Annotated in this window: 29 protein-coding genes; 2 read left to right on the top strand and 27 right to left on the bottom strand. The window is 65.4% G+C overall.

Annotated elements, in window-relative coordinates; translation table 11 throughout:
• Nucleotides 1-11: 11 nt before the first annotated feature.
• Together ABIB49_RS08440 and ABIB49_RS08445 are read right to left on the bottom strand one after the other, a co-directional pair.
• On the bottom strand, nt 12-491 hold the full coding sequence (locus ABIB49_RS08440; RefSeq protein WP_226776360.1) for a Dps family protein: 480 nt from the start codon (nt 489-491) through the stop codon (nt 12-14).
• Between the two features lie 149 nt (nt 492-640).
• Nucleotides 641-1,459, bottom strand: coding sequence for a sigma-70 family RNA polymerase sigma factor (locus ABIB49_RS08445; protein ID WP_226776359.1), 819 nt, complete (start codon nt 1,457-1,459; stop codon nt 641-643).
• 225 nt (nt 1,460-1,684) lie between these two features.
• On the opposite strand from ABIB49_RS08445, the gene flgN reads away from it, so the two are divergent.
• The gene (gene flgN / locus ABIB49_RS08450) at nt 1,685-2,206 is read left to right on the top strand and encodes a flagellar export chaperone FlgN (RefSeq protein ID WP_226776358.1); all 522 of its coding nucleotides are present in this window, start codon (nt 1,685-1,687) and stop codon (nt 2,204-2,206) included.
• Between the two features lie 27 nt (nt 2,207-2,233).
• Here flgN and ABIB49_RS08455 read toward each other — a convergent pair whose 3' ends face one another.
• The 13 genes from ABIB49_RS08455 to ABIB49_RS08515 all read right to left on the bottom strand — a co-directional run bounded on the left by ABIB49_RS08455 (nt 2,234) and on the right by ABIB49_RS08515 (nt 13,020).
• Nucleotides 2,234-2,494 carry a carbon storage regulator gene (locus ABIB49_RS08455; RefSeq protein WP_226776357.1) on the bottom strand — a complete coding sequence of 87 codons (261 nt, stop codon included), beginning with the start codon at nt 2,492-2,494 and terminating at the stop codon, nt 2,234-2,236.
• A gap of 59 nt (nt 2,495-2,553) precedes the next feature.
• Entirely contained in the window at nt 2,554-3,768 is a 1,215-nt protein-coding gene (locus ABIB49_RS08460) for a hypothetical protein (RefSeq protein WP_282468082.1), read from the bottom strand.
• The gene (locus ABIB49_RS08465) at nt 3,746-5,794 is read right to left on the bottom strand and encodes a flagellar biosynthesis protein FlhA (RefSeq protein ID WP_226776354.1); all 2,049 of its coding nucleotides are present in this window, start codon (nt 5,792-5,794) and stop codon (nt 3,746-3,748) included. The genes ABIB49_RS08460 and ABIB49_RS08465 overlap by 23 nt, the downstream gene beginning before the upstream one ends.
• Nucleotides 5,795-5,855: 61 nt before the next feature.
• On the bottom strand, nt 5,856-6,938 hold the full coding sequence (locus ABIB49_RS08470; RefSeq protein WP_226776353.1) for an EscU/YscU/HrcU family type III secretion system export apparatus switch protein: 1,083 nt from the start codon (nt 6,936-6,938) through the stop codon (nt 5,856-5,858).
• On the bottom strand, nt 6,938-7,696 hold the full coding sequence (locus ABIB49_RS08475) for a flagellar biosynthetic protein FliR (RefSeq protein WP_226776352.1): 759 nt from the start codon (nt 7,694-7,696) through the stop codon (nt 6,938-6,940). Before ABIB49_RS08475 ends, ABIB49_RS08470 begins: the two co-directional genes overlap by 1 nt.
• Nucleotide 7,697: 1 nt before the next feature.
• On the bottom strand, nt 7,698-7,973 hold the full coding sequence (gene fliQ / locus ABIB49_RS08480; protein WP_226776351.1) for a flagellar biosynthesis protein FliQ: 276 nt from the start codon (nt 7,971-7,973) through the stop codon (nt 7,698-7,700).
• Nucleotides 7,970-8,818 (bottom strand): flagellar type III secretion system pore protein FliP, encoded by an 849-nt coding sequence (gene fliP, locus ABIB49_RS08485; protein ID WP_282360668.1) that lies wholly within the window; start codon nt 8,816-8,818, stop codon nt 7,970-7,972. Before fliP ends, fliQ begins: the two co-directional genes overlap by 4 nt.
• Nucleotides 8,815-9,369, bottom strand: a complete 555-nt coding sequence (gene fliO / locus ABIB49_RS08490) for a flagellar biosynthetic protein FliO (RefSeq protein WP_282360667.1) — start codon at nt 9,367-9,369, stop codon at nt 8,815-8,817. The genes fliP and fliO overlap by 4 nt, the downstream gene beginning before the upstream one ends.
• A complete protein-coding gene (gene fliN / locus ABIB49_RS08495; RefSeq protein ID WP_226776348.1) occupies nt 9,370-10,095 on the bottom strand; it encodes a flagellar motor switch protein FliN in 726 nt (241 codons plus the stop codon).
• Nucleotides 10,095-10,988, bottom strand: a complete 894-nt coding sequence (locus ABIB49_RS08500; RefSeq protein WP_226776347.1) for a flagellar motor switch protein FliM — start codon at nt 10,986-10,988, stop codon at nt 10,095-10,097. The genes fliN and ABIB49_RS08500 overlap by 1 nt, the downstream gene beginning before the upstream one ends.
• 47 nt (nt 10,989-11,035) lie before the next feature.
• Complete coding sequence (locus ABIB49_RS08505) at nt 11,036-11,911, bottom strand: OmpA/MotB family protein (RefSeq protein ID WP_226776346.1); 876 nt, start codon at nt 11,909-11,911, stop codon at nt 11,036-11,038.
• Nucleotides 11,908-12,738, bottom strand: a complete 831-nt coding sequence (locus ABIB49_RS08510) for a motility protein A (protein ID WP_226776345.1) — start codon at nt 12,736-12,738, stop codon at nt 11,908-11,910. The genes ABIB49_RS08505 and ABIB49_RS08510 overlap by 4 nt, the downstream gene beginning before the upstream one ends.
• Before the next feature lie 3 nt (nt 12,739-12,741).
• The gene (locus tag ABIB49_RS08515) at nt 12,742-13,020 is read right to left on the bottom strand and encodes a flagellar FlbD family protein (RefSeq protein ID WP_226776344.1); all 279 of its coding nucleotides are present in this window, start codon (nt 13,018-13,020) and stop codon (nt 12,742-12,744) included.
• Nucleotides 13,021-13,229: 209 nt separating this feature from the next.
• On the opposite strand from ABIB49_RS08515, the gene ABIB49_RS08520 reads away from it, so the two are divergent.
• A complete protein-coding gene (locus ABIB49_RS08520; protein WP_282360665.1) occupies nt 13,230-14,663 on the top strand; it encodes a GGDEF domain-containing protein in 1,434 nt (477 codons plus the stop codon).
• Between the two features lie 284 nt (nt 14,664-14,947).
• Here ABIB49_RS08520 and ABIB49_RS08525 read toward each other — a convergent pair whose 3' ends face one another.
• The 12 genes from ABIB49_RS08525 to ABIB49_RS08580 are packed head-to-tail and all read right to left on the bottom strand — an operon-like array spanning nt 14,948 to nt 24,802.
• The gene (locus tag ABIB49_RS08525) at nt 14,948-16,120 is read right to left on the bottom strand and encodes a flagellar hook protein FlgE (protein WP_226776342.1); all 1,173 of its coding nucleotides are present in this window, start codon (nt 16,118-16,120) and stop codon (nt 14,948-14,950) included.
• 46 nt (nt 16,121-16,166) lie between these two features.
• The gene (locus tag ABIB49_RS08530; protein WP_226776341.1) at nt 16,167-16,613 is read right to left on the bottom strand and encodes a flagellar hook assembly protein FlgD; all 447 of its coding nucleotides are present in this window, start codon (nt 16,611-16,613) and stop codon (nt 16,167-16,169) included.
• A gap of 18 nt (nt 16,614-16,631) precedes the next feature.
• Nucleotides 16,632-18,104: a flagellar hook-length control protein FliK gene (locus tag ABIB49_RS08535; protein WP_282360664.1), complete on the bottom strand. Its 1,473-nt coding sequence runs from the start codon at nt 18,102-18,104 to the stop codon at nt 16,632-16,634.
• A complete protein-coding gene (locus ABIB49_RS08540) occupies nt 18,101-18,760 on the bottom strand; it encodes a C40 family peptidase (RefSeq protein ID WP_282360663.1) in 660 nt (219 codons plus the stop codon). Before ABIB49_RS08540 ends, ABIB49_RS08535 begins: the two co-directional genes overlap by 4 nt.
• The gene (locus tag ABIB49_RS08545) at nt 18,757-19,191 is read right to left on the bottom strand and encodes a flagellar FliJ family protein (protein ID WP_282360662.1); all 435 of its coding nucleotides are present in this window, start codon (nt 19,189-19,191) and stop codon (nt 18,757-18,759) included. Before ABIB49_RS08545 ends, ABIB49_RS08540 begins: the two co-directional genes overlap by 4 nt.
• Nucleotides 19,188-20,519: a FliI/YscN family ATPase gene (locus ABIB49_RS08550; protein WP_282360661.1), complete on the bottom strand. Its 1,332-nt coding sequence runs from the start codon at nt 20,517-20,519 to the stop codon at nt 19,188-19,190. The genes ABIB49_RS08545 and ABIB49_RS08550 overlap by 4 nt, the downstream gene beginning before the upstream one ends.
• Entirely contained in the window at nt 20,516-21,154 is a 639-nt protein-coding gene (locus ABIB49_RS08555; RefSeq protein ID WP_226776336.1) for a FliH/SctL family protein, read from the bottom strand. The genes ABIB49_RS08550 and ABIB49_RS08555 overlap by 4 nt, the downstream gene beginning before the upstream one ends.
• The gene (gene fliG, locus ABIB49_RS08560) at nt 21,144-22,157 is read right to left on the bottom strand and encodes a flagellar motor switch protein FliG (RefSeq protein ID WP_226776335.1); all 1,014 of its coding nucleotides are present in this window, start codon (nt 22,155-22,157) and stop codon (nt 21,144-21,146) included. Before fliG ends, ABIB49_RS08555 begins: the two co-directional genes overlap by 11 nt.
• The gene (gene fliF, locus ABIB49_RS08565; RefSeq protein WP_282360660.1) at nt 22,154-23,764 is read right to left on the bottom strand and encodes a flagellar basal-body MS-ring/collar protein FliF; all 1,611 of its coding nucleotides are present in this window, start codon (nt 23,762-23,764) and stop codon (nt 22,154-22,156) included. Before fliF ends, fliG begins: the two co-directional genes overlap by 4 nt.
• Complete coding sequence (fliE, locus tag ABIB49_RS08570; RefSeq protein ID WP_226776333.1) at nt 23,764-24,069, bottom strand: flagellar hook-basal body complex protein FliE; 306 nt, start codon at nt 24,067-24,069, stop codon at nt 23,764-23,766. The genes fliF and fliE overlap by 1 nt, the downstream gene beginning before the upstream one ends.
• Nucleotides 24,069-24,461: a flagellar basal body rod protein FlgC gene (locus ABIB49_RS08575; RefSeq protein WP_226776332.1), complete on the bottom strand. Its 393-nt coding sequence runs from the start codon at nt 24,459-24,461 to the stop codon at nt 24,069-24,071. The genes fliE and ABIB49_RS08575 overlap by 1 nt, the downstream gene beginning before the upstream one ends.
• A complete protein-coding gene (locus ABIB49_RS08580) occupies nt 24,461-24,802 on the bottom strand; it encodes a flagellar basal body rod protein FlgB (RefSeq protein ID WP_226776331.1) in 342 nt (113 codons plus the stop codon). The genes ABIB49_RS08575 and ABIB49_RS08580 overlap by 1 nt, the downstream gene beginning before the upstream one ends.
• Nucleotides 24,803-24,943 lie beyond the last annotated feature (141 nt).

Genomic DNA, 24,943 nt, shown 5'->3' on the forward strand with positions numbered 1-24,943 from the left:
GGCCGGGAGCGCTACTTGCCTTCCGGGGTCGTAACGCTGGCGCTGGCCCGCATGGTCTCCGCGTTAACCATCCAGGCGTACTGCTCAAGCTTGGCGATGAATGCGTGCAGCAGGTCCGCCGTTGTGGGGTCTTCTTCATCGACTTCGTCGTGGACCTTGCGCATGGTGCCCACGGCAGCCTCCAGGGCCGCCACGATCCGCTCAATGGCGTCCTTGGTGTTGATCAGTCCGGTTGGGAATTCCGCGAGAGCCGTGGACTTTGACACCGTGGAGCTCCGGCCATCCGGCAGCGCGTGGAGGGCCCGCATACGCTCTGCCAGATCATCAGCGAATTCTCGGGCCGCGTCAATGATTTCGTCCAGCTGCAGGTGCAGATCCCGGAAGTTTGTCCCGACGATATTCCAGTGCGCTTGCTTGCCCTGGACATGCAGTTCAATCAGGTCTACGAGCACTGCCTGAAGATTGGCGGTGAGGGTCGGTGAAGCTTTCATACGTCCTCCTGGGTAGGTCCGGTACCGTTGCGTCCGATATTTCCGACGCTACCCCAGGGCGCAGTCCGGGAGCCACGGTCCCGCCGAAATTTCTCCCTTAGCTTACTAAGCTGGCTTACTAGCACTCGGGTGCATGGTTGCGTGATGGCTTAGACAGCTTGGTTGAGCACCGGCCCGGTCGGATACAGGGTCCTGGTGATGCCCCCCGCCGTGGCTTCAGCAAGCTGGGAGAGGTAGTCGTTACGGCGCCGCGGCGTGATCCTGGACTGGGGCTCGAAAGCCTCTCCGGGATGGTCCGTGTAGTGGGCGGTCAGTCCGTCCCGCATCAACCGGATGGCCTCGGAGCGCTGCTGGGAGACCGCAGCATGGGTGGATCCCAGTTCCGCGGCCAATTCCTTGACCGTCCGGTCCCCGAAGTAGATCTCTTCCACCACGTAGCGCATCCGCTCGGGGAGGGACTTGACCGCTGCACGGAGGTACTGGAGGCGCTCATCCGCGAGTACAGAGTGCTCCGGGGTCATGGTTTCGGCAGCCAGCGTGTCAACGACGGCTTCGTCCAGCGGCGTCAGCGTGCGGGAAGCATCGGACAGCGCCGCCTCCACAACACTCTGCTGGACACCCAGCGCCGCGGCGATCTCGTCAACGCTGGGCTTTCGGCCCAGGGCGGCGGCGAGGGTCTCCTGGACCGACATGGTTTCTTTCATCCGGCGGCGTGCTGAGCGGGTGGCCCAGTCGCTTGCACGCATCTCATCAGCAAATGCGCCGAGGATGCGCCGGCGCGCGAACGCGCCGAACGGCACGCCGAGGTCCGGGTTGAAGGCGTCAGCAGAAGTGATCAGGGCAATAGCACCAGCAGACGCCAGGTCATCACGGGAGAGGTGTGAAGCCTTTGAGCACAAGTCAGAGACGAGGTAGCCCACCAGCGGAAGATGCTGCGTGACCATCTCGTTGCGTTCCACGCGATTCAATAGAGTGTCCCCCCATGAGACGGGTTACAAAAGGCTTAAAAGACCAAGAGCCGCACCCAAAAAATGGGCCCCGCGCTCCCCCATGGAAGTCGGTATTCACGGCCCGGGCGCAGCACCCAAGACGAAACTTATCATCTCCTCCAGATTCCGCGTGTAATCTCAGGACAATGCTTGGGTGAAATTGCGGTAACGCTTCACAGTCGGGGCGGCAGGGGAAGGAAGCCCATGGGTGCAGGCGAACTTTCGGCAGCTCTCTGGCAGGAGCGCCGCCAGCTTGAACTGCTGATGTTCAGGCTTGAGACGCAGCGGCTTCATGTCCTGGCCGGCAACATCGAGTGGCTGAGGTTTACGGCCTCCGACGTGGAGAGCGCTCTGGACCGTTTGCGTTTTGAAGCTTTGGCCCGAAGTGTTGAATCCGCTGTTGTCGCCGCGGACTGGGGCCAGCCTGCTGAAGCGCTGCTGAGCGAGCTGATTGCTGCGGCGCCCCCGGGGCCGTGGCCGGAAATCCTGGCCGGGCATTTGACCGCCCTGCGCGAACTGCTTCAGCTGCTGAAGGACGAGACGCGCACCGGGCAGGAGTTGCTTGCGGAACTCCGCCGCACCGCCGCACCCGGCGGAGCCGGGCCTGATAGCAGCGGGGAGCTTGACGAGCTGACCCGGTCGGGAAATATCGAGCGCGCCCTGGCTGTGATGCACGGGACGGCGCAACCATTCCTTTCCGACTATCTCCGTGACGTTCCCGGCTGATGCCTGCTGCCACAGAACCGTCGGTGACTACTCGCTGCCCCCTGCGGGTATTGCCGGCCGGGCTTTCGGAAGCAACCCGCGGAGGGCATCCTCAGCGTCCGGCCCGGCATTGGCTGCGGCCAGGTTGGCCAAGGCGATCGCCTCGACGACTTCTTTGCGCTGGATCGAAATTCCACGCGGGGCGTCAATCCCGATCCGGACACCATCACCGCGCCCTTCCAAGACCGTGATGACGATCCCGTCGCCAATCATGATCTGTTCGCCCGGCTTGCGTGTTAGTACCAGCATGCTCTCAATCTACCCTTCGTTGGGGGTGGCGGAGGACTAGTCGGGGATGCCCGCCTGTGTCAGAGGTGCGCAACACGGGCCTGCCGTGCGTCGATCCAGCCCACGGGCAATTCGAGGGCATTAACGGTTTCCGGAGTGTCGGTCTCGGTTGCTCCGATGACAGCGACGGCGTCGATGTGCAGCTGGGCGGAGAGGACGTTGACCCAGCGCTCGGTGTCTTCCGGCTTGCGCCCGGCATCAACGACGACCCAGACCTGGTCGGCGGCGAGCGCAGCGATCGGGTGGATCCGGGCCGCCGCATCGCCGGAACGGCCCACACCGAATGCTACGAGGACAGTCCGGTCCATCAGCACGGCCTGCGCGCGGGCTGCCGTTGCGCTCTGGCGCCCGTCCACGTGCAGGTGGCCATATGCGGACAGCTGCCCTCCGGTGCGCACATCGGCGCCGCCCGCTGCGGTGGACATGGCAAGCGCGGTGTCGAGGGCGTCCTCGCCGAGGCCGACAAGCACCACCAGGTCCCCGATGCCGGACAGCGGTTCGGGAGCCCGGTAGGCTCCGTGAAACCTTGGCGACGGCGAAGGCGCAACGGTCCCGGGCAACACCAGGATGTCCTCGGTGACACCGGCGCCGAAGTTGTCCGCAGCAGCCGATCCGGGCGCCGGGACTACGGGTACTGCGGGCGGTGCCTGGCGCGGTGGCAGCCGGTCCGGGACGCGCAGCCCGGCGCCGAGCTGCGCAAGCACTTCGGCAAAGTCCGGCGACTCGGTGGATACCCCGGGGGTTCCCTGCCGATGAAGCGTCATTTCCGCTGCATCGGCTTCTTCCAGCAGTGCTGCTATCGCCGTGGATTCAAACTGATGGGACCGGGCCGCGGGCACGTCCATAAACCCGGCCTCGGGACCTTCTGCCCGCACCGGCGCTGGTGCTGGCGCGGCGGGTGTCGCCGGTGATGCCTGCGTTGGTGCTGGCGCGGCGGGTGCCGGCGCGGCAGTTGACCCGCCAAAAACAGCGCGGAGCGGTCCCCTGCCGCCTGACCGTCCCGGCGGGATCGCGTCCGGCACAAGCTCGGCCGTGAAGACATTCGTTCCGGTGACCTCGGATTCCGCGGGCACCTCGATCACTGCTTCGTAGTGGTCGCCGGCAAACAATCCGGCGATGCCCGGGCTGATGACGCGGTCCGCGGAGATAATGCGGGCCTTGGGACCGTGCTGCAGCTGTGCTTTGAGCCGGATCTCGTCCAGCGATGCTCCCTTAAGCCGATAGCGGTTCGGCATGGCGAACGACTCCTACGGTTTCTATCTGGACATTGGCGCTGGTCACCTCACGGTAGGACAAGACTGGCAACGATCCCGGCTGCACACCAACAAGGCGGTGAATGGCGGGGCGGAGCGCCGGGGCGCACACCAGGACGGCTTGCCGGTTCGCGGCGACGGCGGCATCTGCAGCCGAGCGCACGGAGCGAAGCACCGCGTCGAGCCTGTCCTGGCCCATTACGATCTGGCTGCCGCCTTCGGCAGGGCGCATGTCCTCCAGCATCGATTGTTCCAGGATAGGGTCGATCATAATGACGTTGAGCACCGGGCCGTCCATGAACTTGGCCGTCAGCGCCGGCCCCAGCGCCTGCCGGGCCGATTCGACCAGCGACTCAGGGTCCGTGGATACCTTGGCCCGGAGGGTGAGGGCCTCATAAATGCGGGCCAGGTCATTGATGGGTACCTGTTCGTCGAGGAGGCCTTGCAGCACACGCTGGACTTCCGCGAGTGAGAGCAGTGCGGGGGTGAGTTCGTCGACGGCGGCGGGGCTGATTTTGCGGACACCCTCAGTCAGGACACGGACGTCCTCGCGGGAGAGCAGCCGGGCCGCGTTCGCGCTGACGATGGATGACAGGTGGGTGACCAGGACCGAGACGCGGTCGATCACCGTGGCGCCGGCCATCTCCGCGTTGTGCCGCATCTCCGCGGGGATCCACTTCCCGGCGAGCCCAAAGACCGGCTCGATCATTGCCAGGCCGGGCAGCGAATCGAGGTTGTCACCCAGGGCGAGCATCTGGCCGCTCGGTGCGGTGCCGCGGCCGGCTTCGACCCCGGCGATCCGGATGGAGTAGGTGGCCGGCGGCAGGTCCACGCTGTCCCTGGTCCGCACCGGCGGAATGACAAGTCCGAGTTCCATGGCGATCTTGTGCCGGAGCGACCGGACCCGCGCGAGCAGGTCATCGGAGGCGCCGGAGACCATGTCCACAAGGTCGGGGGCGAGCAGGATCTCCACCGGGTGGATGCGCATGTCCTCGAGCAGTTTCTCGTTTGGGTCCATCTCGGGGTAGTTCAGTGCCGTCGCCTCGTCCGCCTGGACCTTCCCTTCGGCCTTTAGCCGCGCGGCTACCCGCCTTGACGCGAAGATCATGCCGGCCCCGACGATCAGGAACGGCACCGGCGGCATCCCCGGGATCAGAGCCATGGCGACAGCCGCCAGCCCGCCGATCATCAGCGCATTCGGCGACTGCAGCAACTGGGTGGACGCCGTATGTCCCATGTCCGATTCGGCATTGGAGCGCGTGACGATCATGCCGGTGGACACTGCCATCAGCAGGGCCGGAATCTGCGAGACGAGCCCGTCACCCATGGTCAGCAGACCGTAGGTGTTCAGGGCCTCACCAATCCCGAGGCCGTCCTGCAACATGCCAATCGCGATGCCGCCGACGAAGTTGATGACGATGATGATGATGCCAGCGATCGCATCACCCTTGACGAACTTGGAGGCTCCATCCATGGCGCCGTAGAAGTCAGCCTCTGCGGATACCTCGGCGCGGCGCTCACGCGCCTGGGTGTCCGTGATGAGGCCGGCGTTGAGGTCCGCGTCGATCGCCATCTGCTTGCCGGGCATGGCATCGAGGGTGAACCGGGCACCGACTTCGGCCACCCGCTCGGCGCCTTTGGTGACCACAACAAACTGGATGACAACAAGGATCAGGAAGACAACGGCCCCGATGACAATGGAGCCGCCCACTGTGACTTTGCCGAAGGCCTCAATGACCTGGCCGGCGTAGGCCTCTCCGAGGACCAGCCGGGTCGACGCGACATTGAGCCCCAGCCGGAACAGCGTCGCGACCAGCAGCAGCGAGGGAAAGACGGAAAAATCAAGCGGCTTTTTCACAAACATGCTGGTGAGCAGCACCAGCAGCGCCAGCAGGATGTTGGTGACGATAAGGAAGTCCATCAGCGGTGCCGGAACGGGCACCACCAGCAACAGCACGATGCCGACAATGCCGATTGGCACCGTGAGCCGCGCGAGCCTGTTGTTCATGATTGGGTCCTTTCCCACATGCTGTTTCCTCTGCTGTTACTGCCGCACCCGGGTTGGGTCCTCATACCGAAGCTCCGGCCATGTAGTGCATTCCGGCAGCGGAACCGCGCGCTTTGAGCGCCATCACGAAGGCGAGCACCCCGGCCACGGCCCGATAGAAGTCCGCTGGGATCTCCTGGCCGAGTTCGCAGGCACCGTGCAGTGCCCGTGCCAGCGGAATGTCCTGGACCATCGGGACGTTTTTGGCCTCGGCCTCGGCCCTGATCCTGGCAGCGACGTGGCCAGACCCTTTGGCCACCACCCGCGGGGCGGATTTACCGGGTTCATACTTGAGCACCACCGCCACGTGCGTGGGGTTAACAAGCACAACGTCGGCGTCGCCGATTGCGGAGATCATCCGGTTACGGCTCATCTGCATTTGGCGGGCCCGCCGCTGCGATCGGATCAGCGGGTCGCCTTCGCTGTTCTTGTTTTCGTCCTTGATTTCCTTCTTCGTCATCCGGGTCTTTTTCCGGTTGCGACGCATCACAACGAAGAAGTCCGCTGCCGCCAGCGCAATGCCGGCAGCCACTGCGAACTGGATGAGCGAGGCGACGCCGCCGGTCGCCGCGGTGACCACACCGGATACCGGAAGGCCTCCGGCGGTCAGCAGGACCGGGACCAGGCCCTGCACAACGCCGTACAGCACCACACCGACCACGCTCGCTTTGAGCAGTGCCTTCAGGCCACCCCAAAGCGCCTGCGTTCCGAACATCCGTTTGAGTCCGGGAAGGGGTTTGAAATGCTCGAAATCGAGTTTGAACTTCTTGAAGTGCACACCGCCCTGCAGTGCGGCGCCGGCCAGGACCACCACAAAAACAACCACCAGCATGGGAGTGATAATGCCCGCGATGGCGCCCAGACCGTGCTCGAGGGTGAGCAGCGCCGTGCCGGGATCAGGCGCGGCCACGATACCGCGGACACTGAAGAGCTGGTCCGCAACGGCGTTGGCGGCGCGCTCCACGGTGGAGGGAATCATGATTGCCGCAGCACCCACACCAACCCAGGCCGTGAGGTCCTGCGAGCGGGACAACTGCCCTTTGGAGCGGACCTCCTTCATCCGTTTATCGGTGGCTTGCTCTGTCTTTTCACCGGAATCCGACACTAGCCCACCCCCAGGACGGCCTTGGCGGCCTGCCCGGCGAGGCTCGACACGATCCGCGGCAAGGCCACGAACATAAAGCCGGCCAGAAGCAGCGTGAGCAAAATCTTGAGCGGAAAGCCGAGCGCGAAGGCGTTCAGCGCCGGTGCCACCCGGGTCAGGAGACCGAGGCCGACGTCGGCCAGGAACAAAACGACCATCAGGGGTCCGGCAATCTGGACCGCTGCGAGGAACAGGCCGGTTACCGCCGATGTCATGGCTTGGACGGGCTGGGCCATGTTAATGCCGCCGGCCAGCGGCAGCGCCGTGAAGCTTCCGGTGAGCCCGGTGATGATCAACTGATAGCCGTCGGAGGCGAAGAGGAGCGCAAGGGCAGCCATCTGGAGCAGCCTGGTGAACTGCGCGCCGTTGACGTTCATTTGCGGATCAAAGCCCTGGGCCAGCTGGAAACCGCCCGCGAGGTCGATCAGGCTGCCGGCCGACTGGATCGCGGCGAAAATCACCATCACGATGAATCCCAGGACAAGACCGGTGGCGAGTTCGAACACCACACCTGTCACAAAGCCGGCAGTGTCACGCGCAGCGTAGCCGCTGGAGACTCGCTGGGAGACCGCGAGTCCGAGCCCCAGGCCCAGCGTGGCCTTTACCCGGGCCGGGAAGGCACGGTAGGCGAACGGCGGAGCCACAATCAGGAAGGCCGTCATACGGACGCTGGCCAGCAGGAACGCCTCCAGCCACCGCGGGTCGATCGGGATGCCCACGTCACATTCCGCCCAAAAGTCCGGGGATCCTGGCGAAAAGATCGTTGGTGAAGGACACCATTTCCGAGATCATCCAGTGACCGCAGACCACCAAGGCGATGGCGACGGCGGCGGCTTTAGGCACGAACGAGAGGGTCGCCTCCTGCAGTTGGGTGATCGACTGCACGAGGGAAACGGCCAGCCCGACCACCAGGGCCGTGACCAGCACCGGCGCGGAGAGCTTGGCACCCACAAGCATGGCTTGAAGGCAAATATCGAGGACGGCGTTGGCGTTCATCCGGTGCCCGCATAACTCTGGATCAGGGCAGTGATAATCAGGCCCCAGCCGTCCACCAGGACAAACAGCAGGATCTTGAAGGGCAGGGAGATCATAACCGGCGGAAGCATCATCATGCCCATGGACATCAGCGCCGCGGAGACGACGAGGTCGATAACCAGGAAAGGGATAAAAATTACAAAACCAATAATAAAGGCGGCACGCAGTTCAGAGACCATAAAGGCCGGTATCAGGGTCTGCAGCGGCACCGCGGCGGGGCTGTCCGGATTTTCCATTCCGGCCGCCCTGGTCATAAGGGCGATGTCCTCCTGCCGGGTGTGTGCGAGCATAAATTGCTGCAGCGGGCCCTTGCCGACGTCGACGGCGGCGTTAAAGTCCAGGGTCCCGTTCAGGTAAGGCTGGACCCCGAGGTCGTTCATCTCGGTGATGACGGGAAACATCACAAAGATCGACAGGAACAGTGCCAGCCCGGCGAGCACCTGGTTCGGCGGGATGGACGGCAGGGAGAGCGCGTTTCGCGTCATGGCCAAGACCACAAAAATTTTGGTGAAGGACGTCATCATCAGCAGCAACGCCGGAGCCACCGAGAGCAGCGTGATCCCGATCAGGGTCAGGACGGCCGTTGAGGGCTTACCGTCGACGCCGTTGATCTGGATATTGATGCCGTCACCGGGTGCCGAGGGGTCTGTGGGCGGCACCGGGGGCGCGGGGACTATGGGTGCGGCGTGGCCGGCGGAGGCGTTCAACCACAGCAGCAGGACGGCAAGCAGCACCGCTGCCAGTCCCAGCACCAGTGCCCTGCCGGCAGAGCTCCGGCCGGCCCGGACTAATGGATCGGTGTTCAACGGCGGCGTCCGCCCCTGAGAGCTGCGGCGGCCTGCTTCCACGTGGAGCCGGCCAGGATCGAGCCGTGCAGCGGCGGGTGGCCTGCCGGACCGCGGGAGTGGGAATTCCGGTGGATGGAGCTGCGCCTGTGCATCGGGGCGCCGGGGGTTCCGTCGCCGGCACCCTCGGCGGAAAGCCCGTCACCGGCGCTCTCGTCGTCCTTCCGCGCGGCGGCGGCGCGGGGGCTGGCGGCGGCGAGCAGCCGGGCGAATTCGCCGAATCCGGCGTTGGCTGCAGGCACGGACTCCTCTTCGGCTTCGGCCGGGATGTCGCCGCTGTGCAGGACGTTCACGGCATGCTCGGTAACACCGAGCATAAATCGCCGGCCGGCGGCGTCGACGACTACCACTGAGGCCTTCTGTCCCAGGCTCTGCCGGCTGACAACCGTCAGGGCGCTGTCAGCCCGGCGTCGTCCGTTGCCTTTGCCGAGCCGGCGCTGCAGCAACCACATAAGGCCAAGCACCGCGCCCAGGGCCACGACTACCCGCAGCCCGAGGATCAGCGAGTCCATTCAGCTGAGCCCCTCGGCGACGTCAAGGATGCGGGTGATGCGGACCGCATAGTCCTGGTCGAGGACCACAACCTCTCCGTGCGCAATCAGGCGGCCGTTGAGCAGCACATCCGCGGGCGCGCCGGCGGAGCGGTCCAGTTCAATGACTTTTCCCGGTTCCAGCGAGAGCACGTCCCGGACGGACATCCGGGTCCGGCCAATCTCCACCGTGAGCGCCATTTCGATGTTGTTGATCCGGCCCAGCCGGCCCGCAACGGCGCCGCCGCCGGTGCCTTCTGCGCCGCGGCCGAAACCGTTGGTGTTCTCGCGCAGCCGGACCGCGAACCAGGCGGCGGCGTGGTTGCCGTCGGACAGTTCGAAAACGGCGGTGTCCGGATCGGTCAGGAGGCCGGCGGCGTCGGATTCACGCAGATCGGAAAGCACACCGGCGCCAAAGACCGAACTCGCAGCCTCCATGGCAGGGCGCAGCACATCGGTGACTGCTACGACGCCGGGCTGGGGGCCGGCCATACCACCGGCGGCCTCGTCCAGGAACGTCCGGTCGATCAGCAGCAGGGCAAGGTCAGCGGTCACCGAGCCGACGAATGTCGCCGTCACGGCCTGCCGGGCATAGGGCGCCGCGGCCCGGGCCGGCACCAGGGCGACGACCTTCAGTGCCACCGGGCTCGGGAGCTCTTCGACAAGCCGCTCCGCCGACGACTCGTGCTTGGTCAGGGTGATGCTCATCAGGGGTTCTCCTCGATTGTGACAATAACAGCGGCGGCGCGGGAGCCGTTACGGGCCGGCGCGGCGGTGGCCAGCCTCGTCCCGTCGAGTGTGACGTCGAACGGCCGGTTCTCCAGGTGCGGCAGCGGCAGGACATCGCCGACGGCAAGACCCAGGACCCGGCTGGGGGTGATAAACGACGTCGAGAGCCGCACCGACAATTCCACCGGCACCTGCTCCAGCTGGGCGCCAATCCTCACCGGCGCGTCCTCCCGGCTGTCGGTGGGGTTGACCTTTTTCAGCCGGCCCAGCAGAACGTCGGCCGGGATGGCCAGGGTTGCCGGCGCGCTGATGTCCCCAACAATCATCGTGAACGAAGCCACGATCATCAGTTCACTTGGCGCGGCGGCCTGGGCAAATTGGGAGTTGTATTGGATGGTATCGACGCGGACCGCTTCGTTGAGCAGCGGGCCCAGGGAGTAACTCAGATCCTCGAGCGCTTCGTTCATCAGCCCCTGGACCAAGGCCTGCTCGATCTGGGTGAACTTACGGTCCGGCATTGGCGAGTCTGCGGAGGCGCCGAGCATCCGGTTGACCCAGCCAAGGGCCGAGGGGCTGGGGAACTGCACCACAAGTTTGGAATCGTTGCCCTCGACGGCGCACAGGACCATGGCCGTGACCGCCGGAATCGACGCTGCGTATTCGTCGTAGCTCAGCATGGAAACGTCTTCCAGCCGCACCACCGACTTGACCCTGACCTTGGCGGTAAGCTGCGTTCCCCACTGGCGGGCAAATGTCTCGAAGGCCAGCTCCAGCACCCGGCTGTGCTCACGGGCCAGCGTCGCCGGACGACGGAAGTCGTAGACGCTTAAGGTGCGCTCGCGCACTACTTCCCGTTCATCGATAACACTCACGTCTCGCACTATCGGCAAGGCACCCCCGCGGGTAAGCCAATCCGCAGCTATTTCTGCAGCATATTCATCGCTTCCGGTATCAGGGACCGGACGACGTCGGGCTGGTCGGACAGGACCACAATGTCAACCCTGCGGTTCAGCTCCATCAACTCAGGTGTGGAGTCGTCGTTGACCTGCCGTGCGGAGCCGAAAGCAACCGCACCGATGGCGGACTGGGGGACGCCGCCGCGCTCCACCATAAAGCGCAGGACGTTCACCGCCCGGGTGGAAGACAGTTCCCAGGTGGAGGGGAAGGACGTCACGCCGTTAGCTGCGTGTCCCTCCACCATGACCTCCATTCCGGCCGGCGCAAGGACCGGAGCAACAACATTAAGGACCCGGGTGGCCCGCCCGGTCAGTTCCGGCCTGTCGGGTTCGAAGAATGTTTGGGATCCAACGAGTTTGACGGTCAATCCGCGTGGATCGATTTGGAACTCCACGTTTTCGCTAAGGTTTTCCGCCGCCAGCCCCGCTTTCATTTTGTCCTCCAGGGCCTGGAGCCGATTGACTTCCTTCATGGCCTGTTCCAAGGCTGCCGGGTCGACATTGGGCTGCGCATTCGCCGCCTGGCCTGCCGCCGGCTGCGCCTGCGCCTGCGCCTGCGCCTGTACGGCAGCGAACGCTTCAAGGTCCTTATTGGCCTGGTCCGCCGGGACCACGGTTCCGGTGGCCGTGTCGACGGTTTCGGACGCGACGGCGCCAAAGCCGGTGGCGAGGGAATTACGGAGTTTCTCGAATTTGTTAGCGTCGACGGTGGACATCGCGTACAGGACGATGAACAGGCACATCAGGACGGTGACCATATCCGCGTAGGACACGAGCCAGCGTTCGTCAACGTGGTGCTCTTCGGGGGCGGCCCTTTTGGACCGTCGCCGGGGGCTCATGCCGCGTCCTCCAGCGGTTCTCCGCCCTTGGATGCTTTTTTGGGCCCGGACTTTGGTGCCTTCCCGGCGCCGGCCTTGAGTTTGTAGTCGGGAACCATTGCGTTGAGCTTCTCCCGCAGCAGGATTGGCTGGATGCCTGCCTGCAGGGCCAGAACGCCTTCCATGATCAGGGTCATTCGGTCGACCTCAAGTTCGGAGATCTTTGCCATCCGGTCCCCGATAGGAAGCCAAATGAAGTTGGCGGAAAGGACCCCCCAGAGCGTAGCGACGAAGGCTGCGGCGATCATGTGTCCGAGCTCGTCCGGTTTCGACAGGTTTTCCAGGACGTGGGTCAGCGAAACGACTGTGCCGATAATGCCGATGGTGGGTGCGTAGCCTCCCAGCATCTTGAAGAACTTCGAGGCCGTGTTGTCGGACTTCATCTTGGAGCTGATGCCGTCGTCGAGCATTTCCCGGAGGTCCTCACCATCGGTTCCGTCGGCGATGTTCTGCAGCGCAATCTTCAGGAACGGATCCTTGGTGGCTGCAGCGTCGCTTTCCAACGACAGCAGGCCTTCTGCGCGGGCCCTCTCAGCGAAGACAATGATCTCGTCGATGCTGACCTGCGGCGGGACGGTCTTGCCCTTAAACGCGTTCGGCAGCGCTTTGAAGGCGTGCACCACGTCCTTAAGGGTTGATCCTGCAAGCCCGACGGCGAGCGTCGCACCAAAAACCAGGATCATCGGTGCAGGCAGCAAAAGGCTGGTAATACTTGCGCCTTCAAGGGCCACCATGGCGTAGATGGCGCCAAACGCCATCAGCAGCCCGATAATTGTTGCCGGATCCATGGCCTACTCCCCCGGCCGGTCGGTACGACCAACGTCTGCGGCGTCCTCGGACGGAACCAGGCTGAGGTGGTAGCCGGTCACGGCCGGAAAGTCCCGGGCCTTGCTCAGTACATAAGCGCGGTACTCGGCGATCAGTTCAACCACTTCGGCGAGGCTTTCGAGCACAACGTACGTAGCTCCGTCGAGGGTGACAAGGTGGGTGTCCGGGCTCTCGTGGATCCGTTCGATGAGGTCGGGATTGACCGCGAAGCGCGTTCCGTTGAGTCGAGTTACGACGATCATGGGCCGATTCTGCTCTGTATAGGGGATGGTGGTCTACGATCTACTGTCGGCCAACCGGACTGATTGGTTAGCTGCGTAGGCTTGGTAATATGCGGCCTGGCGGCGGACACCGCGTTAGTTACAGTGAGTGATGTTCGTTACAGTGAGTGTTGTCAACGATCCGCTGGCTGGGTAGGCGTGGATCTGCCGAACAATGGGGAGCATACGCAGTGGTACCGCAGTGGCTTGTCTCAGCAGGCGATCGTCTTCCCCGCGGGGCACGGTCGCGACACCCTGCACCGTGGCGCCGCGCCCTGGGTTGCCTGTCCGGTGCGGCCCTGGTGCTGGCGGCGGCCATAACCGTCCGGTTGTCCGGGTCCGTGGAGGCCTACTTTCTGTTTTTCCTCGCAGTACCCGTGATTGCTTTGTTCGAGGACTGGCTGGCCATGGCCGTGGCCACAGTCGTGGTCGCCGGGAGCCCGGCCTTCCTGCAACTGGCTTTTGCGGGTGCGTCCGGATCGTTGCCGCCGGCAAATTCCGCGCTCCTGGGTGCAGCGTTCCTGCTTGAAGGCGTCCTGTGCCTCATTCCGGCATTCGTCCTCGCCGGGACACGAACCGCGGAACTCGAGAAGCTGGGGGCATTGGAGAGCCAGGCACTGCACGATCCGCTGACCGGGCTGGCCAACCGATCGCTCCTGGCTGCACGCCTCAGAGAGGCGATGGCCGCGAGCCGGATCACCGGGGTGCCCATGCTGGTCCTGGCGGTGGACATTGACGGCTTCAAGCCAATCAACGATTCGTATGGACATGGAGCCGGGGACGCGCTGCTGGTGGAAATCGCCCGGCGGCTCCAGTTCTGCCTCCGGACCGGGGACACCGCGGCACGGACCGGCGGAGACGAATTCACCCTGCTGCTGCCGGGCTCCGGCTTGGACCAGGGCCCGGCGACGGCGCTGCGCGTGATGGATGCCGTCGCCGCCCCGGTTCAGGTCGCCGGGACTGAGCTGCGGATGAGCGCAAGCGTCGGCATCACTGCCGGATCAGGAATGGATGGCCCGGAACAACTGCTGGCGGAAGCCGACACGGCAATGTACGCAGCGAAACACTCCGGCCGGAGCCGCTTCGTCATTTACGACGCGACCCAGCGCCAGGATACCCGCGGCGCCCTTGAGATTAGCCCCAGCGATGCCAGGTGCTGGGCCGCATACACCGTCCAGCTGCGCCTCCAGATCGCCTCAGCCAAGGACCTGGGCCTGCTGCCGGAACAAACCCGGGGCCCGGAAACGGCCCGGCGGACCCTCGAAAGCCTGCTGGCCGCCATCGGGCAGCTCCCTGACCCGGAGCAACCTGACGGTGAGCAGCGGACAAAACTGCCCCTGCCGCAGTCCCGGGCCCTGGCGGAGTTCGTTTTCCACCATCAGCTGGTCCAGCAATGGGCCGACTCCCTCGTGAGCCAGGGCATCCTCACCGCCAGCCGGCCGGCCGCGGCGGAACGCTTCTGGAGCGATCTGCGCGACGCTGTAACCGTCGCCGAAAACCCGGGGCCGCGTGCCGGCAGTGCTTCACGGAACACTCTTGACACCAACTTCGCCGCCGACGGGGCACTCCAAGCAGGAAAAGGGACCGGTGGCGCTCCCGCCCCGATCCCGCGGATGAGGGCGTAGCCGGCTTCTGCCTATGGATGCCATAACGTCCCCCGATCGGACCTACGCCGCGTGCGCCACCGCAGGCAGTTGGTGCCAGGCGGTCGCATCGGAATGTACCTCCACTTCAGGGCGGGCTCTCAGAAGAGACGTGATACTCGGTCGAAACGTGAGGCATATCTGGTTGCAGGCTAATGTCTCAGCCGAAGCCGCGGATCTCAAAAAAAGACAGCCCTGGCTCCGAAGATCTCCGTAGCCAGGGCTGTCGCTCCGATATTTAGGAGCTAGTCACGTTTTCCGGGTGATTAGCGCTTGAGCTGGGTCAGTTCCTGCAGGACCTCGTCGGAGGTGGTGATGATGCGGGCGTTGGCCTGGAACCCGCGCTGGGCCACGATGAGGTTGGTGAACTCCTGGGAAAGGTCCACGTTGGACATTTCCAGGGTACCGCCGGAGAGTGTGCCGAGCCCTGGTGCACCGGCACTGCCGAACTGCACCCCGCCGGAGTTGCCGGTGGCCGTGTAGGACGAAGATCCTGCCTTTTCCAGACCGGCCGGGTTGGTGAACTTGGCCAGGGCGATCTTGGCCATCACCTGTTTGGTGCCGTTGCTGAAGGAGCCGATCAGGGATCCGTCACTGCCCAGCGTGTAAGACTCAAGCGAGCCGGCAGCAGAGCCGTTCTGGCCGGCGACCGTGAGGGTTTCGACTTTTGCGTAGCCCGAGAGTTTATTCAACGCGACAGTAATGCCGCCGACGGTCAACGCGCCGCTGGCCGTCAGTGTGCCGTTGGCTCCCTGTGCGAGGCCCACAGTGACGGGTCCGCTGCCGTCGTTACCTGTAACATTCCAGCCGGTGGCGGTCTTGTCGAAGGTCAGATTGAGGTCACGCGCAGCACCGGCGCCGTCGTAAACCTTGACCACGCGGTTCAGCGACGTGGGAACGGTCGCGTCGCCGGGCAGGTTCCCGTCAAGTGAAACCGCGTTGGTTGCCGTGGCGACCATGTTGTTCGGGTTCAGCGTGATGGTGCCGACGGCGCCGGTCGTGTTGACCGCGCCGTTGGCGTCGGCCTTCCACCCCTGCAGGATGCCGCCGTCGGGGCTGACCAGCTGGCCGGCAGCATCGAGGTTAAAAGCACCGGCACGGGTGAACAGCTGCTGGCCGCCCTTGCTGGTGACGAAAAAGCCGTCTCCGGAGATCATCATGTCCGTGGCCTTGCCGGTGGCCTGCGAGGACCCCTGGCTGAAGTTGTTAGTAACCCCGGCAACGCGGACGCCCAGGCCGATCTGGGCAGGGTTGCTTCCGCCGGTGCCGCCCTGCGGAGCCGTGGCGCCCTGGGTCAGCTGGGACAGGGTGTCCTGGAACTGCGTGGTTCCGGACTTGTACCCGGCTGTGTTGACGTTGGCGATGTTGGCGCCGGTAACATCCAGCATGGTCTGGTGGGCGCGAAGGCCGGAAATTCCGGAGTAGAGCGAGCGGAGCATGGCGACTGCCTTTCTACAAGGTGGGAAAACTGGTCAAAATCTAGGGTCAGGGAGCGGACGGAGCGACGATTCCGGTGATGGAATCGAGGGGGATGGATAGTTCGCCGATGGTCACCGCCGGTTTGTCGCCGGCGAACGAAACGGCAGTAGCAATGCCGCTGCCCGCGGTGCCGTCCGGCAGCGTATAGCCGACGGAATGGCCGATCAGCTGGGCTGCCGCCGAGCGCATCTGCAGCGAAAGCCCATCCTTGCTGCTTGCTGTCAGCTCGGTCATTTTTTCCATCATGGACAGCTGAATGGTTTGGGCCATCATCGCGTTGGTGTCCATCGGGGCACTCGGGTTCTGGTTCTTCAGCTGGGTCACGAGGAGCGTCATAAAAACGTTGGAGTCCATGGTCTGCACCGGGGCGCGGACAGCGGGAGTCTGGTCCCCCGCCGCACCGGTTGTCGGCTTGATCGGGATGGACGGTGTAGCGATCGGCTGAATCGTCATCTGTGGCGTTCCTTCGTGTCAGACAAGAATGTCGATGTTGGTTTGGGGGGAACCCAGCCGACCGGGGATGCGCGGCGCGGGCTCGTGAAATCCTTCGTTGCGGCGCGGGGCTGAGCGCTGCGCTGCGGCGTCGTTCTGGTGCCCCGGGCGGCCGTTCCGGCCCCCGTCCCCCGGTCCGCTGCGATCCGAGAGGTTCAGCGATGCCCCGAATCCGGCGTCGGCGAGCTCCTTCCGGAGCTCGGGAAGGACGCCGCGGAGAGCTTCCCGGCCGGCTTCACCGGGAGAGAACATCTCAATCCGGACGCCGCCGGCGTCGATGTGGGCTCTGATGGTCAGCGGGCCCAGGTCTTCGGGGTTCACTTTGAGGGTCATCACATGTTCACCGGCGGCCGCCGCGGCAAGGGTGAAGAGAGGCCTGCTCAACTGGGGTTGGAGTGCGGGCCCCTGCTGCGGGGAAGCCGTGGCGGGAGCCTGCGGTGCGGACGTCGACGTGGCGGCAGTAGGAGTAGGAGTAGCCGGTCCCCCGGTCAGGGCGGCGGCTCCGGCGGTGGACGCCGATTCCACCGACACCGTGGCCGCCAGCGCGGACTTCCGATCCGGACGCACGTCGCTGCCGCTCGCGCCGGCATTGGGAACAAGACCGGCGAAGGTCGTTCCTCCGGCAGCGGAAGAAAGTCCGGGTGTTGTGCTGGCCGCCGGAGGGTGCGGCTGGAGGCTGGCGGTTGCGGGCGTCGAGGCGGCCCCAGTAAGTCCTGCTGCCGGAGCTGCGTCTTGGGCCGGGCTGGATGGTGCAACGGTGGCTGCCGGCAGGACGACGGCGGCCGGAGCTCCGGTGGCCACGGCATTGGCGTCTGCCGCCACGGCCGGCGCGCCCGCAGCAGCAGCAGGTACCGCGGTGGCAGGAGCCGACACCGGCACGGCACCGCCGGCCCGGAGCTGCGGTTCCGTGGCCGCCTGTTCCGGGGTCATCCGCCCCGGTATGGCCTGCCCCGCGGCGGCGGCTGTCGACTGCGCCGCAGGGGCAGCCAACGCAGTTCCGAACCAGGCCGGGACCGGCAGAACATCTCCTGCGGCGTCATCCTTCGATGGCGACGCGTCCTGGGAGGTGGCGTCGTTGACCTTGGTGTCGTCCGGCTGCCCGCCGGACAGCTGTGCGGTCACGGACGCGGATGTGGTCACGGCCGCGGATGTGGACACGGCCGCGGTCGCGCGCGCGGGCACAGCCTGCGGTGCCCCGACGCCCGGCGAGCCGGCGGAGTTCGAATCCGCGGACACGGTGGTCTCGGACGTCGGACGTTCGGGCTGGACGTTTGAGGGCTGGGCGTTTGAGGGCTGGGCGTTTGAGGGCTGGGCGTTTGAGGAAACGGCGCTGTCCAACAGCACACCGAAAGCTCCGCCGCCGGACGTTGTTGTACCGGCCCGGCCCCCGGCGCCTTGCTGGGTGGCCCGGCTGATCCCCGCAGCAGAGCCCAGACCCATCGATGCGGTCATGATGTGCCCCCTGCCGGGACAATCCGGCGGATGGACGTGAGGTTGGACTGCTGCTCCCAGGCATCGCGGATCTGGATGGTTTGCCCGGGCACGGGGGCGTCGATTGCCTTGCCATTGCCGAGGTAGATGGAGATGTGGTTGCCGCCGAAGCTCACCAGCAGGTCGCCGGGCTTGGCCTCGGCAAGGGACGCTACGGGCGTGCCTTGGCGCATCTGGTCGCTGACCACCCGCGGAATCTCGACGCCGAGGTCTTTGAAGACGCGCTGGGTGAAGCCGGAGCAGTCCATCCCGGTGGCCGGGTTGGTTCCGCCCCAGACGTACGGCACGCCGATGTACTTTTTCGCTGCGGCAACCACGTCGTTTCCGGTCGCTGCCCCTCCGGTGGCAACCGGCGCGGAGACACCCTTGAGTGTTGTCCCGCTGATACCTGTCAGGGAATTGAGGCTCTCCTGCAGGGACGCTGTTCCGGTTCCGCTGGTGCCCAGCGCCGAGGCGAGGGCTTGGGTAAAGGAACCGTCCCCTCCTCCGTCGACAGGCGAGCCCGTGGCGGCGGCCGAGATCGCCGTGGACTTCGCCGAGTCCACCGGCCGGGTGGTGAGTTCGGAGATCATGGACTGGATGCTCTGCATCCGGCCGATCGCCTCGGTCATGCTCATGTGGTCACCTGGGTGTCGTCCCGGTGAAAGACAGTGGACGCAATCTCATCCAGCGCTGACTGTTCGGCCTGCAGGTCTGCGCTCAGTACTTCGGCTTGATGCCGGGCCTGAAGCTTCTCCAAGCCAACGGAGCGGACCCTGGCAGCGGTAAACGCCTCCCGGGCCGCGGACTCGTCTGCCTGGGCGATCGTGGTCAGGCCCCGCAGCTCCGCCAGCATACTGTGCGAGGAGGACCGGGCGGCCGCGACGGCCCGCAGCGAGGCGGAGCTGACAACGTCCGCGTCGTCGATCGACAAGTCACGGCGGGCCGCAGCTTCCCGGGCGCGCACGGAACTGGAACGGGACCTGGCCCGGGCCAGGCCGGTGGCGGCTTGATCCTGCTGGATCTGGCGGAGCCGCAAGAGCCCAGCCAGCGAAAATTGACGGTTCATGCCGCTGCTCCCAGAGTCGAGGTGAGGTAGGAGAGCCGTTGCCACGACTCGGGGTGTCCGGTGGAATCTTCCATTGATTGCTGCAGGAAGGCGTTCACGTCCTGCTCGTGGTTCAGTGCCGCATCAACGAGTGGGTTGGTGCCGGCCTGGTAGGCCCCGACATCGATCAGGTCCTGGGCGGCTTTCCGGGCCGCGAGGACACGGCGAAGCCCCGCGGCAGCGGCGAGGTGATCCCGGGTGTTGACCTTCGAGGCGACACGCGAGATGGATCCGAGGACGTCCACGGAGGGAAAGTGGCCCGTGACGGCCAGTTTCCGGTCGAGGACAACGTGCCCGTCCAGGATGGAGCGGGCGGCGTCGGCGATCGGTTCGTTGTGGTCGTCGCCGTCAACCAGGACGGTGTAGATGCCGGTGATTGAGCCGGTTTCGGCGGTGCCGGCCCGTTCCAGCAGCCGGGCAAGGACGGAAAAAGTCGACGGCGGATAACCGCGGGTGGCTGGGGGTTCGCCGGCTGACAGGCCGATCTCGCGCTGGGCCATGGCGACGCGGGTCAACGAATCCATCATCAGGACCACGTTTTGGCCCTCGTCCCGGAAGGACTCCGCGATCCGGGTAGCGGTGAAAGCGGCGCGCATGCGCATCAGCGCCGGCTCGTCCGAGGTGGCAACCACAACGATGGAGCGTGCCAGTCCCTCGGCGCCAAGGTCGTCCTCGAGAAACTCGCGGACTTCGCGGCCGCGTTCGCCGACCAGGGCGATGACCGAGATTTCGGCGTCGGTCCCCCGGGCGATCATCGAGAGCAGGGAGGATTTCCCGACGCCGGAACCGGCGAAGAGCCCCATCCGCTGGCCCTTGCCGAGGGTGGTCATGGTGTCCAGGACACGGACACCGGTCTGCAGCGGCGTGTCGATGCGGGCCCGTTTCATGGCCAGCGGCGCCTCGTTGTCGATGGGCACGCGCGGCCCGCTCTTGAGCGGACCCTTGCCATCGATGGGCCGTCCGAGGCCATCGATGACGCGGCCAAACAGCCCCCGCCCGGTGGGGACCAGCATGGTGGTGCCCGCTTTGGCCCGGACCGGATCACCGGCGGCGACTCCGGCAAGCCGGCCCAGCGGCATGCAGCGGAGGGTGCTGCCCATCGCGGCGACTACTTCGGCGTCCAGACCGGGACTTTCCCCAACGGTCACGAGCTCACCCAGTGCACCGTCGAGGCCGGAAACTTCCAGGCTCAGGCCCACCACGGACGTCACTACGCCCACCCGTTGGGGAGCGGCGGCCCGTAGTGCGGCGGTGAAAGAGTCCCCTTTTGGGCGCCATTGGGTCATCATGGCTGTCCGTCCATGGTCCGGTCGCCCCAGTCGCCGTCGCTGAGCAGGGCAGTACGGACCCTGGCCAGGGCGGTGCCGAGGCTCGCGTCAAGCCAGCCATGCTCGTAGTCAACTTTCGCGTCGCCGCGGTTCAGGCTTGCGTCCCGGAGCAGCGGAAGCCCGGCGGGCAGGTCCAGGCCTTCCTTGTCCAGGGCGTCAATGTCGGCCGGGTTGAGCCGCACCGCAACCAAGGTGCCGGGGTCGCTGGCGGAAAGGGCGCGTTCGATGGCGGCCCGGGCCGTCCGGGTGCCTTCGGCGAGTTCGTAGCCCAGGATGGCCTCGGCCAGTTCCAGGGCCGTTCGGGCGAGCACTTCATTGGCATCCTGGAGGGCCTGGACATTGCGGTGTGCGAAGTCCGTCCTGGCCACGGCCAACGCGCGCACTGCCCGGTCCAGGTCCTGCTGGCCCGCCGCCAGGGCAGCAGCCTGCTCCGCCGCCATTCGGTCCCGCCAGCGCCGCTGTTCCTTTGCTGCGGCGCGGACCCCGGCAGCGTAGCCCGCGGCGTGGCCCTCGGTGAATCCGGCCTGCTCGTTGGCGGGACCGGTGGTCCGCAGCGACGGGTAGACAATCCGCGCGGGACTGGTGTCAGTAGACAAAGTCTTCCTCGTCCCCACGCTGAATCGTGATGGAACCGTCGGCCTCTAGTTCCCGGATGGAGCGGACGACGGCGGCACGGGCTTCTTCGATCTGCGAGGCCCGCAGCGGCCCCAGGGCCGCGATTTCGGACTCGAGGATCTCCAGGTTGCGGCCGGAAACGTTGGTAGTAATGGTTTCCAGCACCACTTCCGGGGCGCCCTTCATGGCGATGGCCAGCAACGACGAGTCGATGCCGCGCAATACCTGCTGGACGTCCTTGCGGTCCAGTTTGACGATGTCCTCGAAGGTCACCATTTGTGCCCGGATTTCGGTGGCTAGGTCCGGGTTCAACAGGTCCAGGCCATCGAGTACGGAACGTTCGGTGCCGGCGTCGGTACGGTTGATGATCTCCAGCAGCGGCTGGATGCCGCCCGTGACCTTGGAGGCCTGCTGGGAGACAGCGGCACCGCCGCGCAGTTTGAGCGTCTCGGCGACGATCCCGATTGCCTCCGGTGCGCCGGAACCCATCGTTGCGATGCTGAGGGCGACGTCGGCGCGGAGCGAACCAGGCAACCCGGACATCACCGCCGAGGCCTTTTTGGGGCTCAGGTGTGCCAGGACCAGGGCGATCGTTTGCGGCAGTTCACCGTCGATCAGGGCCAGGATCTGGACCGGTTCAATGTCTTCGAGGAACTCAAAGGACTTCCCCGCCATGTTGACGCTCAGCCGGTTGATCAGCCCGGCGGCTTTCTCGGACCCAAAGGACGCTTCCAGCAGTCCCTCTGCCAACTCGCGGCCGCCCCGGGCCGAACGCGGCCCGCTCAGCGCCGAAGAGTGGAAGTCCTTCATGATCTGCTCGGTGACATCGGGATCCACCTTGCGCAGCCGGACGATTTCCGCCGCAATCTCCTCGGCTTCCGAATCCGTCAGCTTTGCCATGACCAGGGCCGCGTTGGCCGGGTTCATCTGCATCAGCACAACGGCCGCGCGCTGGGCGCCCGAAAGGGTCACTGTAGTTTTCATACCGGTTGCCGGTCATCCAGGAGCTCGCGCAGGTAGTCGGCTGCCTTCTCCGGGTTGGCGGAGACCATGCTGTCGATTTCCATCCGACGCCGTTCGGCTTCCACCTGTTCCGGCAAGGGCGGCAGCGGCGGGAGGGCGGTGAGCTCGATCGCCGAGGTTGCCGGGGCCGCCGGCAACGCTGACACGACCGGCATCGCCGGCAGGACCGGCAGCGGCTCAAGCCGCTCGCCCAAGTCCACGGGTTCGCGCTTCTGCCGGCGGCGCAGGACGATCATCAGGATCAGGCCCAGGACCAGGAGTCCGAGGAGGATCGAACCGGCGCTGATGAGCGTGCCGAAGAATTCGGCCTGCTTGGTGGCCTCAGCGTCGGCCTTGGACTCGGCCAGGGACCGGGCAGCGTCGTCCGCAGCCGCGGTGCTGAACGGCACCACCTCAACGGTGACGACGTCGCCGCGTTGCTGATCGATCCCGGCGGCAGAGTTGACCAGGGATGTGAGTGAGGCGAGATTGAGCCCGCCGGCCGCTGCCTGGTTGACGGCCACGGAGATCGTCTGGCGTTTGACGGCTCCGGGCGGGATAACACGGTCCTCGGTGACCTTGTTGACTGCGTTGTTTTTGGTACCGCTGGTGGAATCGAAGCTTCCGTTGCCGCTGGTGCCGCCGGGGACCGCGATGTTGTCCGGTCCCAGAACCCCGGCCGCGCCGCCGCCGGTGCCGGTGTACTTTTCAGTCTTGGAAGTCTCGCTCAGCGGCAGGGCACCTTCAGCGTTGGAGAAGGTCTCGGACTTCTGCTGCGCCGACTCCCCGGTAACGTCGGCGGCGACCGCGACGGTGGAATTGCCCGGCCCGACGACGCGGTCCAGGACGGCACGCACGGCGTCGCCGGTGCGCTGCTGGTAGTCGGTGGCCTGTTTCGAGGATGAGCCGACGGCGCCGCCGCCGACAGCGGAGAGGACATTGCCTTGCGAGTCCACCACTGCGACGTTGATCGGCTTGAGGTTTTCGATGGCCGCAGAGGTCAGGTGCACTATCGCCTGGACCTTGTCGCCGGAAAGGCTGACCCCCGGCTTGGTTTCGATGAAGACCGAGGCGGTGGTGTCCGGGGCGCTGGAGACAAAAACCGTCTTCTCCGGAATGGCGAGACGGACGGCGGCGGTCTTTACGCCGTCCATGGCAGAAATGGTGCTGGCGAGTTCCCCTTCGAGGGCCCGCTTGTAGGTGACGGACTGTTGGAACTCTGAGGACGTAACGCCCATCTTGTCCAGCAGCGAGTACCCGGTGGCGGCGGCCGTGGGCAGGCCAGCGGCGGCGGCTTTGAGGCGTTCGTCGTAGACCTTGTCCTGCGGGACCAGGATGGTCGCGCCGCCGTCGCTGAGTTCGTAGGGAACGTTGTCCTTACGGAGCTGATCAACGATGCCGCTGGCATCGGTGTTCTTGAGCCCGGAGAACAGCGGTGTCAGCGCGGGTTTGGACAGCCACGCGGAAACGGCCACAACGGCGACGACGAGGAGGGCCGCTCCGATGACTGCGATGGTGCGCTGTCCGGCGGTGAATCCCTTGAGTCCGGCGCCGAAGCGGGCGAACATTCCAGATATTTGCGGGGGCATCAGGCTTGCATTCTCATGATCTCGTTGAACGCGTCAACACCCTTGTTTCGCACCGCGGCGACGAGTTCAAGGGTGACCTGCGCGCGGGTGGCGGCGATGGTCGCGTTGTGGATGTCATCCAGGTTGCCCGTCACGGCTGAGACGGCCAGCTGGTTCGACGTCGACTGCAGCTGCTGGAGGTTGTCCACGGCGCCGGTGAGGGACGCCGCGAAGCCGGAGCCGTCGGTACCGGCAGCGGCCCCGGCGCCGTCCACGAAGTTTGTCGGAAGGACGCCCTGAACGGGCGCGATCGGGGAAATGGTCATCAGGATCTTCCAATCTCAAGGGCGGCCATGTAGCTTTCACGGGCGCGGTCCACAACCTGGGCATTCGCCTGGTAGCCGCGCTGGGCAATAATCAGCGCGCCCATCTGTTCGGCCATGTCAATATCCGGATATTTCACGTTCCCGTTGGCGTCCGCGAGCGGGTGGTCCGGCTGGTACACGATCCTGCCCTCGCCGTTGCCCAGCTGCGTGCTTTTCACGTACACCCCGGTGAGGTCGGCGCCTTCCCCGGCTTCCACGTATTTAGCCTGGAACGCCGGGCCGGAGGTGCGCGAGACATTGTTCATGTTGGCCAGGTTGTCCGAGACGGCGTCGAGCCATTTCCGGTGCACGGTGAGGGCGGAACCGGCGATTCCGATCGCGTCGAAAGTCATCAGTTCGTCCTCATGGCGGAGCGGACGGCGGTGAACTCGTAACCGAGGGCACGGGTGGCGAACTGGAAGCGAAGCACCGTGTCGATGTTGGACAGGGTTTCGGTGTCCAGGTTGACGTTGTTGCCGTTCAGCTGGGTGGGTTCCAGGGATGCTGCCGTGGTGGCCTGGGCATGACCGTCGCCGGAACGCACCGAGGCCGCGAGGGCGTCCTCGAAGGCCACGCGCTTGGCCTGGTAATTGGGCGTATTGACGTTCGCGATGTTGTTCGCGATGCTGCGCTGGCGCAGCGCCAATCCGTCCAAGGCGCTGGACAGGGCTGCGGAGGTCACGGATTCGAGCACGGGGATCCTGCCTGGGTGGTGGGAGGCCGATCCGTGGCCGTTAAACGAGCGATCCGTGCTCTATCAGTGGTTATCGGCACTGGTCAGCCGCGCGTTAGGAGAAAATATAAAAGAGTTTCCGCAGGATGAATCACTGTGGAT

The sequence above is a fragment of the Arthrobacter sp. UYCu512 genome, assembly GCF_040547075.1.
In the GTDB taxonomy this organism is placed as follows: Bacteria; Actinomycetota; Actinomycetes; order Actinomycetales; family Micrococcaceae; genus Arthrobacter.

What these genes read in the sequence shown, in the direction of transcription:
- ABIB49_RS08440 (WP_226776360.1), bottom strand. Translation starts at nt 491, where the DNA reads ATGAAAGCTTCACCGACCCTCACCGCCAATCTTCAGGCAGTGCTCGTA.
- flgN (WP_226776358.1), top strand. Translation starts at nt 1,685, where the DNA reads ATGGGTGCAGGCGAACTTTCGGCAGCTCTCTGGCAGGAGCGCCGCCAG.
- ABIB49_RS08455 (WP_226776357.1), bottom strand. Translation starts at nt 2,494, where the DNA reads ATGCTGGTACTAACACGCAAGCCGGGCGAACAGATCATGATTGGCGAC.
- ABIB49_RS08460 (WP_282468082.1), bottom strand. Translation starts at nt 3,768, where the DNA reads ATGCCGAACCGCTATCGGCTTAAGGGAGCATCGCTGGACGAGATCCGG.
- ABIB49_RS08465 (WP_226776354.1), bottom strand. Translation starts at nt 5,794, where the DNA reads ATGAACAACAGGCTCGCGCGGCTCACGGTGCCAATCGGCATTGTCGGC.
- fliQ (WP_226776351.1), bottom strand. Translation starts at nt 7,973, where the DNA reads ATGAACGCCAACGCCGTCCTCGATATTTGCCTTCAAGCCATGCTTGTG.
- fliO (WP_282360667.1), bottom strand. Translation starts at nt 9,369, where the DNA reads ATGGACTCGCTGATCCTCGGGCTGCGGGTAGTCGTGGCCCTGGGCGCG.
- fliN (WP_226776348.1), bottom strand. Translation starts at nt 10,095, where the DNA reads ATGAGCATCACCCTGACCAAGCACGAGTCGTCGGCGGAGCGGCTTGTC.
- ABIB49_RS08505 (WP_226776346.1), bottom strand. Translation starts at nt 11,911, where the DNA reads ATGAGCCCCCGGCGACGGTCCAAAAGGGCCGCCCCCGAAGAGCACCAC.
- ABIB49_RS08510 (WP_226776345.1), bottom strand. Translation starts at nt 12,738, where the DNA reads ATGGATCCGGCAACAATTATCGGGCTGCTGATGGCGTTTGGCGCCATC.
- ABIB49_RS08515 (WP_226776344.1), bottom strand. Translation starts at nt 13,020, where the DNA reads ATGATCGTCGTAACTCGACTCAACGGAACGCGCTTCGCGGTCAATCCC.
- ABIB49_RS08525 (WP_226776342.1), bottom strand. Translation starts at nt 16,120, where the DNA reads ATGCTCCGCTCGCTCTACTCCGGAATTTCCGGCCTTCGCGCCCACCAG.
- ABIB49_RS08530 (WP_226776341.1), bottom strand. Translation starts at nt 16,613, where the DNA reads ATGACGATTCAGCCGATCGCTACACCGTCCATCCCGATCAAGCCGACA.
- ABIB49_RS08535 (WP_282360664.1), bottom strand. Translation starts at nt 18,104, where the DNA reads ATGACCGCATCGATGGGTCTGGGCTCTGCTGCGGGGATCAGCCGGGCC.
- ABIB49_RS08540 (WP_282360663.1), bottom strand. Translation starts at nt 18,760, where the DNA reads ATGAGCATGACCGAGGCGATCGGCCGGATGCAGAGCATCCAGTCCATG.
- ABIB49_RS08545 (WP_282360662.1), bottom strand. Translation starts at nt 19,191, where the DNA reads ATGAACCGTCAATTTTCGCTGGCTGGGCTCTTGCGGCTCCGCCAGATC.
- ABIB49_RS08550 (WP_282360661.1), bottom strand. Translation starts at nt 20,519, where the DNA reads ATGATGACCCAATGGCGCCCAAAAGGGGACTCTTTCACCGCCGCACTA.
- fliG (WP_226776335.1), bottom strand. Translation starts at nt 22,157, where the DNA reads ATGAAAACTACAGTGACCCTTTCGGGCGCCCAGCGCGCGGCCGTTGTG.
- fliF (WP_282360660.1), bottom strand. Translation starts at nt 23,764, where the DNA reads ATGCCCCCGCAAATATCTGGAATGTTCGCCCGCTTCGGCGCCGGACTC.
- fliE (WP_226776333.1), bottom strand. Translation starts at nt 24,069, where the DNA reads ATGACCATTTCCCCGATCGCGCCCGTTCAGGGCGTCCTTCCGACAAAC.
- ABIB49_RS08575 (WP_226776332.1), bottom strand. Translation starts at nt 24,461, where the DNA reads ATGACTTTCGACGCGATCGGAATCGCCGGTTCCGCCCTCACCGTGCAC.